The 12,847-nt window shown below is 63.5% G+C and carries 13 protein-coding genes; 11 read left to right on the top strand and 2 right to left on the bottom strand.

All coding sequences use genetic code 11. The features are described 5' to 3' along the window. Positions 1-81: 81 nt before the first annotated feature. Positions 82-861, bottom strand: coding sequence for a class I SAM-dependent methyltransferase (locus tag ACO07W_RS02420; protein ID WP_421840439.1), 780 nt, complete (start codon positions 859-861; stop codon positions 82-84). 567 nt (positions 862-1,428) lie between these two features. Between ACO07W_RS02420 and ltrA the strand changes: the two genes are divergently transcribed. The 4 genes from ltrA to ACO07W_RS02400 all read left to right on the top strand — a co-directional run bounded on the left by ltrA (position 1,429) and on the right by ACO07W_RS02400 (position 4,513). Then, the gene (ltrA, locus tag ACO07W_RS02415; protein ID WP_421840437.1) at positions 1,429-2,931 is read left to right on the top strand and encodes a group II intron reverse transcriptase/maturase; all 1,503 of its coding nucleotides are present in this window, start codon (positions 1,429-1,431) and stop codon (positions 2,929-2,931) included. Between the two features lie 110 nt (positions 2,932-3,041). Beyond that, positions 3,042-3,722: a helix-turn-helix transcriptional regulator gene (locus ACO07W_RS02410; RefSeq protein WP_421840435.1), complete on the top strand. Its 681-nt coding sequence runs from the start codon at positions 3,042-3,044 to the stop codon at positions 3,720-3,722. Next, on the top strand, positions 3,719-4,144 hold the full coding sequence (locus tag ACO07W_RS02405) for a hypothetical protein (RefSeq protein ID WP_421840433.1): 426 nt from the start codon (positions 3,719-3,721) through the stop codon (positions 4,142-4,144). The genes ACO07W_RS02410 and ACO07W_RS02405 overlap by 4 nt, the downstream gene beginning before the upstream one ends. Positions 4,145-4,168: 24 nt before the next feature. After that, entirely contained in the window at positions 4,169-4,513 is a 345-nt protein-coding gene (locus ACO07W_RS02400) for a cupin domain-containing protein (protein WP_421840431.1), read from the top strand. Positions 4,514-4,552: 39 nt separating this feature from the next. On the opposite strand, the gene ACO07W_RS02395 is transcribed toward ACO07W_RS02400, so the two are convergent. Beyond that, positions 4,553-5,053 (bottom strand): DUF1990 family protein, encoded by a 501-nt coding sequence (locus ACO07W_RS02395; RefSeq protein WP_421840429.1) that lies wholly within the window; start codon positions 5,051-5,053, stop codon positions 4,553-4,555. A gap of 249 nt (positions 5,054-5,302) precedes the next feature. Here ACO07W_RS02395 and ACO07W_RS02390 point away from each other — a divergent pair, with 249 nt between their 5' ends. From ACO07W_RS02390 to ACO07W_RS02360, 7 genes are all read left to right on the top strand, one after another. Beyond that, positions 5,303-5,926, top strand: coding sequence for a PaaI family thioesterase (locus tag ACO07W_RS02390; RefSeq protein ID WP_421840427.1), 624 nt, complete (start codon positions 5,303-5,305; stop codon positions 5,924-5,926). A gap of 105 nt (positions 5,927-6,031) precedes the next feature. Beyond that, a complete protein-coding gene (gene thrS, locus ACO07W_RS02385) occupies positions 6,032-8,086 on the top strand; it encodes a threonine--tRNA ligase (RefSeq protein WP_421840425.1) in 2,055 nt (684 codons plus the stop codon). After that, the gene (locus ACO07W_RS02380; RefSeq protein WP_421840423.1) at positions 8,079-8,657 is read left to right on the top strand and encodes an HIT family protein; all 579 of its coding nucleotides are present in this window, start codon (positions 8,079-8,081) and stop codon (positions 8,655-8,657) included. The genes thrS and ACO07W_RS02380 overlap by 8 nt, the downstream gene beginning before the upstream one ends. After that, a complete protein-coding gene (gene pgsA, locus ACO07W_RS02375; protein ID WP_421840421.1) occupies positions 8,654-9,355 on the top strand; it encodes a phosphatidylinositol phosphate synthase in 702 nt (233 codons plus the stop codon). The genes ACO07W_RS02380 and pgsA overlap by 4 nt, the downstream gene beginning before the upstream one ends. 26 nt (positions 9,356-9,381) lie before the next feature. After that, a complete protein-coding gene (locus tag ACO07W_RS02370; RefSeq protein WP_421845777.1) occupies positions 9,382-10,314 on the top strand; it encodes a phosphatidylinositol mannoside acyltransferase in 933 nt (310 codons plus the stop codon). Between the two features lie 10 nt (positions 10,315-10,324). Beyond that, positions 10,325-11,449: a glycosyltransferase family 4 protein gene (locus tag ACO07W_RS02365; protein WP_421840419.1), complete on the top strand. Its 1,125-nt coding sequence runs from the start codon at positions 10,325-10,327 to the stop codon at positions 11,447-11,449. Next, entirely contained in the window at positions 11,449-12,504 is a 1,056-nt protein-coding gene (locus ACO07W_RS02360) for an NUDIX hydrolase (protein ID WP_421840417.1), read from the top strand. Before ACO07W_RS02365 ends, ACO07W_RS02360 begins: the two co-directional genes overlap by 1 nt. Positions 12,505-12,847 lie beyond the last annotated feature (343 nt).

The raw sequence follows: 12,847 nt of genomic DNA, 5'->3' as shown, positions 1-12,847 counted from the left end.
GTCATACGCGGTGGCGCTGATGCTGATTCAATCTCGCCGCGGTGTCTGGTTGTCGGTGGCGTCAACGATCCGTCGGCTGATCTAGCCGGGTTTGTGGGCAACGATGGCCACAGCGGTCAATCGGTCACGATGCCTGCGGAATGTGTTGCGCATTGTCAGGACTCGTCGGCGAGCAGCGGGTTGTAGAAGCACGTTCTTAGCGAACCGCAGTGCGCCGAAGAGGCCTTCGTCGGCGATCAGGCGTCGCGGTCGCAATAGCGCCATCGGGGCGGTCGCAACGTGGTCGACGATCAGCCCATGGTTTGCCAGCAGTTGCGACCACTCGGCGACGGTCAGTGGGCGTGCGTTGACTTTGATCGCCCGGGCAAGTGATTGTCGGATGTCGGTGCTGATTTCCTCGGGGACGTCGTCCGGCGTCAGGGCCAGTTCGTGGATTGCGTAGCGCCCGTAAGGCCTCAGTACGCGCGAGGCTTCGGAGACAATCGCGTTTTTGGCGTCATTGCCTTGCATGGTCAGCATGGCCTCGCCGATGACGACATCGGTGCTCGCGTCCGGCAATCCCGTATCGGTTGCGTCGGTGGTAAGGACTTCGCCGCGTCCGGCGATGGCCTTGCGGGTCAAACCGGCAGCATCGGGGTCGCTTTCGGCGCCGACGTACGACCGTGGGCCGCGAGCCAGGATCTCGGCTGCAGTACGGCCCAGGCCTGGGGCCAACTCAAGCACGTCGGCGCCGTTCACCTGGGCGCCGGTCAAAAGGGTCCGAGTCATCGCGACACCTCCGGGGCGCAGCACCCGCTTGCCCAATCGCGCCAGCAGCCAGTGTCCTTGGACGTTGTCATCGGCTCGATTTGCCAAAGGCATCGGGGATGACGACTGCCCCGAGGTGTGTCGTTTGTTGGCTCTCACGATGGAAAGTAGTCTCGGCCGTGGCCGCTGGATGAGGCGGCGCCCAATGCTGGTGTCAGGAAGGTGCCGAAAAGTGACCGGCGCGTGTCGCGCATAGGCCAGCGGCCTCCTTCGTTTTTACATTTCGAATTGTGTAAAATGCTACCGTATGGTGCGTCCTGAAAGTTGGATTGGGCTAGCGGGTGGGAGTCCCGTCTCGGTAGGTACCGGAGCGCCGGGTAGCAGGCCCCGGTTCGTTGTGGAGACACGGCGGGCTGAGCGGGGTGTCGAAAGCCTCTTCGGAGGGAGCAAGTGCGCGGGCCGTAGCGTCAAGCGAACTCTGCAGCCTCGTCAGATTCACAACGGGAGAGCCGAGCCGCTCATATCACGGCGAAGGCCATGTCTGGTGAGCCCTGGTCCGGGGTTAGCTCACCGGGTCTTTCCGGGGTATGGGAGGCGGCACGTGCACATAGTCTGGTTCGGAACAGGAGAGACCCGTCTGCTCAGCCTGCGTCGGGCAAAGACCGCGGGTATAAGCCGATGGTGAAATCTCGTGGAGGGCAGCGGGAGTCCGATGGGGTCGTAGTACCGCTGATCGGCGTGCAACATAACGCGCCGGGAGGAAAGGACCCCAACTTTGATCACGCGCGTGACGGAGGTAAGCGTGAGGGCATGACCGAGGTGTCTCGGTCCAACCACCCCGGCAGGCTATGGCCTGTCGTAGCCGACGACGAGCCGTTGCAGGCGTCGCCGGTGAAAGTGCGACAACTGCAACGCGCGCTATGGACTGCGGCCAAGCAGTCTGAGGGTCGGCGTTTCCACGCCCTGTATGACCGTATCTACAGGGGTGACGTCTTGTGGGAGGCGTGGGAGCGGGTGTTGAGGAACAAGGGTGCGGCTGGGGTGGATCGTGTCACCGTGGCTGCGGTGCAGGACTATGGCGTGGACCGCATGTTGCGTGAGTTACGTCAGGACCTGCGCCGGGGTGTGTACCGTCCGGCGTTGACACGCCGGGTGGAGATCGCTAAACCCCGTGGCGGTAAGCGGCCGTTGGGGATTCCCACGGTTCGAGACCGGGTGGCCCAGGCGGCTGCCAAGATCGTGTTGGAGCCTGTTTTCGAGGCGGACTTCTTGTCGTGCTCGTATGGGTTTCGTCCGAGGCGTTCGGCTACTCAGGCGATGGAGCGGTTGCGTACCGGCTTCATCGCGGGTCAGGTGTTTGTGGTCGAGTTTGATATCGCTGATTTCTTCGGCGAGATCGACCATGACCGCCTGCTGGAACAGGTGGCCAGGCGGGTGTCGGATCGTCGGGTGCTCAAACTGCTGCGTCTGTGGCTGCAGGCAGGAGTGTTGGTTGATGGGGTGGCCCAGCGGACGGTCGCTGGCACCCCGCAGGGCGGGGTTATTTCCCCGCTTTTGGCCAACATCTTCTTGCATGTGCTCGATACCGAACTGACCCGCCGCGCGGTGGGTGAGTTGGTGCGCTACGCCGATGATGGTGTGGTGTTGTGCCGCAGTGCGGCACAAGCCGAGCACGCCTTGGTCTTGGTTGGAGAAATCCTGGCTGGGCTGGGATTGCGGCTACATCCGAATAAAACGAAGGTAATCGATCTGCGGGACGGCCGTGAGGGCTTGGATTTCCTGGGCTGTCACTTCCGGGCGCGCATGTCGGGGCGGTTGTGGGAGCAGCGCCGGATCGTGCGTTACTACCTGCACCGTTGGCCGAGCCGCGCAGCGATGAAACGACTACGTGAGAAGGTTCGTGGCCTGACTGGGCGCTCGCGCGCAGGTCTGGACATTCGGACGATAATCGTGTCGTTGAATCCGATCCTGCGGGGCTGGGGTAACTACTTTCGTACTGGCAACGCCGCGGTCAAGTTCGGGCAGATCGACGGGTATGTGTGGTGGCGGTTGTTTCGCCTAATGGTGGCAAAGCGTGGCCGTAACCTGCGTGCTGGTCAAGCCGATCAATGGACCGAACAGTGGTTTAACGAACACGGCCTGCACCGGCTTCGCGGCACCATCCAATACCCGAAGGCCGCGTAACCATGTCCAGAAGATCATCGGTAAGCCGTGTGCGGGAAAACCGCACGCACGGATTGAAAGGGGAATGGGGAAACAGGCCCGCAACGCGGGAACTGCGCCCCTGACTACCAATGACGTACGAGCACGCCAGAGCAGTCGCCCCACCGGCCGGACGTCGTCGCGAGGTGCTGCGGGTGTTGCGAGCGTCTGGCGCTTCGATGAGCATCGTTGCGATCGCCGACGAGTTGGGTGTGCATCCCAACACTGTCCGCTTCCATCTCGACAGCCTTGTCGGCGGCGGCCAGGTGGAGCAGGTTGAGCCCGGCCACAGCGGGCCGGGGCGGCCACCGCTGATGTTCCGGGCCGTTCGGCAGATGGATCGTGGCGGTGTGCGGAGTTACCGGCTGCTCGCTGAGATCCTCGCTAAAAGCCTTACGGCTGAGAAGAACCCGCGGGAAAAGGCGCTGGCTGCAGGTCGGGCGTGGGGGCGGACCCTGGAATCAGGGTTGGATTCGGGGGCCGGTGCCGGCGGCGCGGGGGAGTCGATCGACCAATTGATCGAGGTGCTTGACGAGCTGGGTTTCGCCCCTGAGCGCCGAGTGTCTGACGGACAGCCACAAGTCGGCTTGCGGCATTGTCCGTTCCTGGAACTCGCTGAGACCCGGGCCAGTGTTATCTGCCCAATTCATCTCGGTCTGATGCAAGGCGCTCTGGAAACCAGGTCGGCCCCGGTTACGGTCGACCGGCTGGACGCGTTCGTCGAGCCGGATCTATGTCTGGCCCACCTCACCCAGGTTGGTACTACCGAATGAGCATCGGAGCCGCCATTCAGGTTGCCGTCACCTTTGTTTGGCTTGGCATGTTGTTGGCCATCTCGTTTCTAGAAACGCCGCTGAAGTTTCGAGCGCCCGATGTGACATTGCGGATCGGGCTCGGCATCGGTCGCCTGGTCTTCCGTGCACTCAATAGCGTTGAAGTCGGCTTGGCGCTTGTCATCGTGGTGAGCATGGCGTTCGGTGCGGCGCCGGTGGAAATCGTGGTGTGGTTTTCGGTCGTGTTCGTTGCCTTGTTTTTTCAGCTGATCGCGGTCCGTCCGCGCTTGACTCGCCGCTCCAACCAGGTTCTGGCTGGAAAGGATGTGCCGCGGTCCCGTGAGCACCATGTCTACATTGCCTTGGAGGTGGTCAAGGTGATTGCCTTGGTTGTGGCGGGGACACTGCTACTGAACAGCTAAGAGACGGCTGATAAGGACATACCGATGGAATCCATCTCGTTGACCAGCCTGGGCTCCGAAAAACTCGCGGAGGCCAAACGCTCACACAGCGGCAGGGCCGCCCACACCATCCACGGCGGACACACGCATGAACTTCGCCAGACGGTGCTGGCGCTGCTTGCCGGCCACGACTTGTCCGAACACGACAGTCCGGGTGAAGCAACGCTACAGGTACTGCAGGGGTACGTGCGCCTGACCACCAGAGACGACGCTTGGGACGGTCGGACCGGCGACTACGTCGCGATTCCGCGCGAACGGCACGCTTTGCACGCCGTCGAGGATTCAGTGGTCATGCTGACCGTGCTCAAGTCCCTTCCTGCCGCGACATAGCAGGCATGTGCTGGCGCTCGAACGGATCGGTTCGAGCGGTCAAACCGCGCGCAGATAGCGCTTGGCTATGACGCGCTGCGCGACGGCTCCAAACGGCCCTGCGACTTTGGTTGCCCAGGTCGCGGGCTGGGAAAACGACATCACTTCAGCGAACACCTCGGAGGTGGTGGGATCACGACGTACGGCGAACCGTTCTTCGCCGGACACCGGATGGCCCGGCAGGGTGCCATATCCGAATCCGCGCACGTCGGGTTCGTCGACGACGTACACCACGCGGCACGGGGCGCGTAGGAAGGCGATTCCTACCAGGAGCACCGCGGAGACAACTGCGACCTCGGAGCTGGCCTGCACGTGTAGCCCGGCGCCGCGTTGCATGCCCCAGTGCATGACGGCGTCAGCGGCCTGCTCGAAGCGCTGATCACCTGAGCCGATCTGAGTCACGACGCTGAGGTGGCCATACCCTGCAGGTAGTTGGCCAGACGCGGTTGCACCCACCTCCGGATAGGTCAGGGGTAGGTTGGTGAGGCTGTCCAGGTCCACCTGCCCAGCTTGCCACGCGAAACTGCCGCCGCAGTGGCAACTGTCACTGATATCGCCGACACATCGCTGACTCGCCCACGGTCAATTCGCGTGCGTGGAAATCGCCACGCAACGACAGACTTCTTAGCTGGGAGTGGGCCATGGACTCAGGTTCGTACCATCTGACCGTGACCACGCCGTCGACACCGCTTCACGCGGGTCAACTGGTCGGCGGTTGCACTTTTGCTGTCAAGGTGCAAATACTGCCTGGTGGCTAGCGAACACGTTGGGCCCACCGGCGGAGGAGCCAATCCGCGCGAACCGACCCGTAGCGGTGGGCCTGATTACGGCAGGTTCATTGATGCGGTACGTGCGGTGCAGGACCGTGCCCGGGCTGCCGATGCGCCCGACGAAGTGATCACCGAGGCGGCGGATCTGCTGGAGAAAGCATCCGCGCTGCTGAGCCCTTTCGACGTCGACGAATGGCAATCGCCGTCAGGTCGCCGAATGGACCTGCCGGTGCGCGGCAACATCCTGACTGTCCCCATGTCGGTCGGAAAGACTGAAGACGGCCGGATTCGAGGATGGGTCCGGTTCGCTCGGTTTCACCTCGGGCGCGACGGAGCCGCGCATGGTGGAGCCCTAGGGCTGTTGTTCGACAATGTGCTGGGCTTGGCTTCTTCGGTGCACACGGGCGGTCTCTTCCAACGCACCGCATACCTCAAGCTCAACTACCGCAACATCGTGCCGATCGAAAAAGAGCTGCAGATCGATGCTGTTGTCGACCACGCTGAGGGGCGCAAGATCTTCGTGTCGGGCCGGTTGTCCGATGGCGACACGCTGCTTACCGAAGCCGACGGCTTGTTCGTGCGCCCCAAGCCCAGCCAGCCGTAGGGCCGCGGTCGAGGTTCGCACCGATAGCATGGTCGCGATCGTTAGACACGGCTGAAACCTACCTAGACACTTTCCGCCCATATTCAAACCCTGGAGACCGAACCGATGAGCGCCGCCGCAGACCTCGCCCCAGCAGCCCCGATCCGGGTTCCTGCGGGGACTACTGCGGCCGCCGCGGTCGGCGAGGCAGGGTTACCGAGGCGCGGCGCGCCCGACGCGATCGTGGTGGTCCGTGATGCCGACGGCAAACTGCGCGACCTGGCCTGGGTGCCCGACTCCGACACTGAGGTCACCCCGGTGGCGGCCAACACCGACGACGGACGCAGTGTCATCCGGCACTCGACTGCGCACGTTCTTGCCCAAGCTGTGCAAGATCTCTTCCCGGAAGCCAAACTGGGAATCGGGCCGCCGATCACCGACGGTTTCTATTACGACTTCGCCGTTTCTGAACCTTTCACCCCCGAGGATTTGGCGGCGCTGGAAAAGCGGATGCGCCAGATCGTCAAGGACGGACAGCTGTTCTCGCGCCGGGTCTACGAGTCCAAAGAGCAGGCTCTTGCAGAGCTCGCCAGCGAGCCATACAAGATGGAACTCGTCGACGACAAGTCCGGCGACTCTGAAATCATGGAAGTCGGCGGCGACGAGCTCACCGCCTACGACAATCTCAATCCGCGCACCAGGGATCGTGTTTGGGGCGATCTCTGTCGCGGTCCGCACATTCCCACCACCCGCTTCATCCCGGCGTTCAAGCTCACGCGCAGCTCCGCCGCCTATTGGCGAGGTGATCAGAAAAACGCCAGTCTGCAACGCATCTACGGGACCGCCTGGGAGTCCCAGGAGGCGCTGGACCACCACCTTGAGCTGCTCGCCGAGGCGCAGCGCCGCGACCATCGCAAGCTGGGTGTTGAGCTGGACCTGTTCAGCTTCCCCGACGAAATCGGCTCCGGTCTGCCGGTCTTTCATCCCAAAGGCGGCATTGTGCGCAGGGAGCTGGAGGAGTACTCGCGTCGCAAGCACATTGAGGCCGGCTACGAGTTCGTCAATACTCCCCACATCACCAAGGCGCAGCTGTTCCACACCTCGGGCCACCTCGACTGGTACGCGGACGGCATGTTCCCGCCGATGCATCTCGACGCAGAGCGAGACGACGACGGAGCGGTGCGCAAACCGGGCCAGGACTACTACCTCAAGCCGATGAACTGCCCAATGCACACCTTGATTTTCGCCTCGCGCGGGCGGTCCTATCGGGAGCTTCCGTTGCGGCTCTTCGAATTTGGCACTGTGTATCGCTACGAGAAGTCCGGTGTGGTGCACGGGCTGACCCGGGCGCGCGGCTTCACGATGGACGATTCGCACATCTTTTGCACGCGCGCGCAGCTGCGTGACGAGCTGGCGTCACTGCTGACGTTTGTGCTCGACCTGCTTGGCGACTATGGGCTGGACGACTTCTACCTGGAGCTGTCAACCAAGGACCCCGAAAAGTTCGTCGGCTCCGACGAAATCTGGGCGGAGGCCACCGCCACACTGGCCGAGGTGGCCGAGGAATCGGGGTTGGAGCTGGTGCCCGATCCCGGCGGTGCGGCGTTCTACGGTCCGAAGATCTCGGTGCAGGCACGCGACGCGCTGGGTCGCACGTGGCAGATGTCGACGATCCAGGTGGACTTCAACTTCCCGGAGCGCTTCGATCTCGAGTACACCGCGCCTGACGGAACCCGCCAACGGCCGGTGATGATCCACCGAGCGCTGTTCGGGTCGATCGAGCGATTTTTCGGCATCCTCACCGAGCACTACGCCGGGGCGTTCCCAGCGTGGCTGGCGCCTGTTCAGGCGGTCGGTATCCCGGTCGCCGACGAGCATGTTGGATATCTGGAAGATGTTGCAGCGCAACTGAAAACGCACGGGGTGCGGGTCGAGGTGGACAGCAGCGACGATCGAATGGCGAAGAAGATCGTGCACCACACTAACCAGAAGGTGCCCTTCATGCTGCTAGCCGGCGACCGCGACGTGGCGGCCGGCGCGGTGAGCTTCCGGTTCGGTGACCGCACGCAAATTAACGGGGTCTCTCGCGACGTCGCGATCACAGCTATCGTCGACTGGATCGCTGGCCGTCAAAACTCGGCACCTACAGCGGAACTGGTGAAAGCGGCCAGCTGTGAGTGAGGACCCGGGCACAGATAGTGCCGCCGACGACCGCACCATCCTGGATCGCGGTGTTGGCCAGCGTGACCAGCTGCAGCGTTTGTGGACTCCGTACCGGATGAACTACCTCGCGGAAGCGCCGCTGCAGCGCGGCGACGCGACCCGGTCGCAGCCGTTCACCGACATCCCGCACCTGTCGGACGAACAAGGATTGTTGGTCGCCCGCGGCGAGCTGGTCTATGCCGTGCTGAACCTCTATCCCTACAACCCCGGGCACTTGATGGTGGTGCCCTACCGGCGGGTGTCAGAACTCGAGGACTTGACCGATGCGGAGAGCGCAGAGCTGATGGCGTTCACCCAGAAGGCGATCCGCGTTATCAAGAATGTGTCGCGGCCGCATGGCTTCAATGTCGGTATGAACTTGGGGACCTCGGCGGGAGGGTCGCTGGCCGAGCACCTGCACGTGCACGTTGTGCCGCGGTGGGGCGGTGACGCGAACTTCATCACCATCGTCGGCGGCTCCAAGGTGATTCCGCAGCTGCTACGCGACACTCGCCGATTGTTGGCCGACGAATGGGCCAGCCAGCCATGAGCAAGGTGCCGTTTTTGTCCCGAGCGGCATTCGCGCGGGTCACCAACCCTCTCGCCAGAGCCTTGCTCCGAGTTGGCCTCACGCCAGATGCCGTGACGATCGTGGGCACCACCGCGACTGTGGTGGCGGCGCTGACCCTTTTCCCGATGGGCAAGTTGTTCTCCGGCGCGCTTGTGGTGGCGTTCTTCGTGGTTTTCGACATGCTCGATGGGGCGATGGCGCGCGAGCGGGGCGGGGGCACGCGCTTCGGCGCGGTGCTTGACGCTGCCTGTGATCGGATCAGTGACGGCGCCGTTTTCTGCGGCCTGTTGTGGTGGATAGCGTTTCACATGCGGGACCGACCGCTGGTGGTGGCGACGTTGATCTGCTTGGTCACCTCGCAGGTGATTTCCTACATCAAAGCCCGGGCCGAAGCCAGCGGACTGCGCGGCGACGGCGGCTTCATCGAACGCCCGGAACGACTGATTATCGTGCTGGCCGGTGCCTGGCTGACGCAGTTTCCCGTTATCACGATGCCGTGGGCGTTGCCGGTAGCGATGTGGGTTTTGGCGGTGGCCAGCGTGGTTACCTGTGCGCAGCGGCTGCATAGGGTGCGGACCTCGCCGGGGGCGGGCGAACGTATTGCCGCGCCGGGGTCGGAGAACACCAGCGGTCATGCGGAGTCCGGCCCAGACAATCTCGGAAAGAGTGATCCGTGATCCCGACGTCCGCGGGCCGGAAGGTCATTGAGGCGCCTCGCCGCTTGCTGAGCCGCCTTACCCCGCGTGCGCCGACGGACTGGGCGTATGCGGCCGGTTGGGCGGCTGTTCGGGCGATGCCTGAATTTGCCGCGCGTAACGCTTTCGACGCCGGGGCGCGCTACGCGGCCCGTCGCGGGGGGCCAGAGCAGCTGCGTAAGAACCTGGCTCGGGTGCTGGGTGTGCGTCCCGGCTACGTGCCGGACTCGTTGATGCGCGCCTCGTTGGCTTCCTACGGCCGTTACTGGCGGGAGGCCTTTCGGCTGCCGACGATGAACCACTCCAGGGTTGCCCGAGAGCTTTGTGACTCGTTCCACGGGATCGACAATCTGGACGCGGCTTTGGACGCGGGCCGTGGTGTCGTGGTGGCATTGCCGCACAGCGGCAACTGGGATATGGCCGGAATGTGGCTAGCGCAGATGTATGGCACCTTCACTACCGTCGCGGAGCGCCTCCAGCCCGAGTCGCTCTACCGGCGCTTTATCGACTACCGCGAGGGACTTGGTTTTGAGGTGCTGCCGCTGTCCGGTGGTTCTCAACCGCCTTTCGCGGTTTTGTGTGAGCGGTTGCGGGACAACCGCGTGGTGTGTCTGATGGCCGAGCGCGACCTCACCAGGACCGGTGTTCAGGTTGACTTTTTCGGCGAGGCCACCCGGATGCCGGCTGGGCCGGCCAAGCTGGCGATTGAGACGGGGGCCGCGCTGCTGCCCGCGCATTGCTGGTTTGAGGGCGCAGGCTGGGGTTTCAGCGTGCATCCGGAGCTGGAGTGTGCCAGCGGCGACGTCGGCGTGATCACCCAGGCGTTGGCAAACCAGTTCGCGGAGAACATCGCGGCCCATCCCGAGGACTGGCACATGCTGCAGCCGCAGTGGTTGGCAGATCTCTCTGATGCCCGGCGGGCGCACCTGGAATCCCCGTGAGGAAAGTCTGATGCGGATCGGCATGATCTGCCCGTACTCGTTCGATGTTCCGGGCGGGGTCCAGTCGCACGTGTTGCAGTTGGCTGAGGTGATGCGTATGCGCGGGCACTCGGTCAGTGTTCTGGCGCCGGCTTCGCCGCATGCAGCGTTGCCCGACTATGTCGTTTCGGGTGGTAAGGCCGTCCCGATTCCCTACAACGGTTCGGTAGCGAGGCTGCGCTTCGGCCCAGCGACTCACCGAAAGGTCAGAAAATGGCTTCTGCAGGGTGATTTCGATGTGTTACACCTGCACGAGCCCAATGCGCCGAGCCTGTCGATGCTGGCCCTAAACATCGCTGAGGGTCCGATTGTGGCGACATTTCATACCTCGACTACCAAGTCGCTGACGTTGTCGGTATTCCAGGGCATTCTGCGGCCGATGCACGAAAAGATCGTCGGTCGGATCGCGGTGTCGGATCTGGCTCGGCGCTGGCAGATGGAGGCGCTCGGATCCGACGCTGTGGAGATCCCCAACGGGGTCGACGTCGATTCCTTCGCCGCTGCTCCGCGGCTAGACGGATATCCACGGGCCGGGAAGACGGTGCTGTTTCTGGGGCGCTATGACGAGCCCCGCAAGGGCATTGCGGTTCTGCTCGCAGCGCTGCCCAAGGTGGTGGAACACTTCCCGGATGTGCAGCTAATGATCGTTGGACGCGGTGACCAGGACCAATTACGCAGTCAAGCAGGCGGATTGGTGGAACACCTGCGCTTCTTGGGGCAGGTCGATGATGCGGCGAAGGCGTCGGCGATGCGCAGCGCCGACGTCTATTGTGCGCCCAACACCGGCGGCGAGAGTTTCGGAATCGTCCTCGTTGAGGCGATGGCTGCCGGAACCCCGGTGGTTGCCAGTGACCTGGATGCCTTCCGGCGAGTGCTAGGTGACGGTGAGTTTGGCAGCTTGGTGCCAGTCGATGATGGCGCAGCGCTAGCTGAGGCCCTTATCTCGGTGCTCGAGAACGACGTCGTGCGGGAGCGTTATCTGGCGGCCGGTTCCGAAGCGGTCCGCCGGTACGATTGGTCGGTGGTGGCCAGCCAGATCATGCGGGTGTACGAGACGGTGGCCGGTGCCGGCGTCAAGGTCCAAGTAGCCAGCTGATGATGTGGCTGGTTGTAGCCATCGCGACGCTGGCGGTTGCGCTGGTTGGGGTCGGCGCCTGGGGTTACCAAACTGCCAATCGGCTGAACCGTCTCAATGTTCGCTATGACCTGTCTTGGCAGGCGCTGGACGGTGCGCTCGCGCGGCGAGCGGTGGTGGCGCGTGCGGTCGCGGTCGACGCGTACGGCGGTTCTCCCGAGGGTCGGCGACTAGCCGCTCTGGCCGATGCCGCGGAGTGCGCCGCACGGAATGAGCGCGAGAACGCCGAAAACGAGCTGTCGGCCGCGCTGGCACTGGTCGACCCGGTGTCGTTGCCGGCGGCACTGATCGCCGAGTTGGCCGACGCCGAAGCCCGGCTGCTGCTGGCCCGCCGATTTCACAACGACGCGGTCCGTGACACAATCGCGCTTGGCGGGCGACCTGTTGTGCGTGGCCTGCGGCTCGGTGGGACCGCAACGTTGCCTACCTATTTTGAAATCGCCGAGCGGCCCCACGCCCTCGCACATGGCGATCACCGCGTGCTCAACCACCGCACCTCGGCGCGAGTGGTGCTGCTGAACGATAGCGGTGCGGTGTTACTGATGTGTCGAGTGGGTTCGGCGAATCCGGCCTCGCGGGACGGTGCCACACCACGATGGTGGTTCACCATCGGCGGACCGGTGCGTCACGGTGAGCGATTGGCCGAGGCCGGCGCACGTGAGTTGGCCGATCAAACCGGCTTGCGGGTGGAACCAGCTGACCTCGTTGGACCCATCTGGCGCCGTGACGAGGTGTTTGAATTCAACGGCTCGATGATCGATAGCGAGGAGTTTTACCTGGTGTACCGGACTCGTCGGTTCGAGCTGCCAGTCGCAGAGCGTGCTGAACTGGAGCGCCGCTGTATTCACCGTGCTCGCTGGTGCGATGCAAACGACATCGCTGAACTCGCCGCTGCCGGCGAGTTGGTATACCCGCTGCAACTCGGCGATCTGTTGCCGGCAGCCAACCAAGTGATCGACGACTCAGCTGCTGCCGGCGGAGTGCGTTTGGGGCATGCCCCGGTGCCGATTCACTAATGCGCGCCTGGCCGGATGATCGCAAAGGATCGTGAGGTTCCTACCAACCTGGACACGTCAGCGATTCGCGCCCAACTTTTCGAGCGACCCGCGCTAAAGCGCTCTGTCACGAGGGCCGATTTCGACGCCGTCTACGGCAAAATCATCCCACGTGCCGGCGGGTGCCGAACCCAATCGGGTACCAGATTCGCCCAACTGGGCGCCAAAGCAGCTGCGGCGGCTAACCGGTTGGGATAGCCGCCGTGTCAGCCTCGCGCAGGGCGAGGAGAGCTGCGAAAACTCGCCGACAGGTCACTACTAGACTGGTTGCGGTATCAGGGTGAAGGAGAACGGTTAAGTGGAC

Source organism: Mycobacterium sp., from assembly GCF_965230835.1.
In the GTDB taxonomy this organism is placed as follows: domain Bacteria; phylum Actinomycetota; class Actinomycetes; order Mycobacteriales; family Mycobacteriaceae; genus Mycobacterium.
The sequence above is the reverse complement of the archived record's forward strand: the minus strand, read 5'-3'. Positions and strand labels throughout refer to the sequence as shown.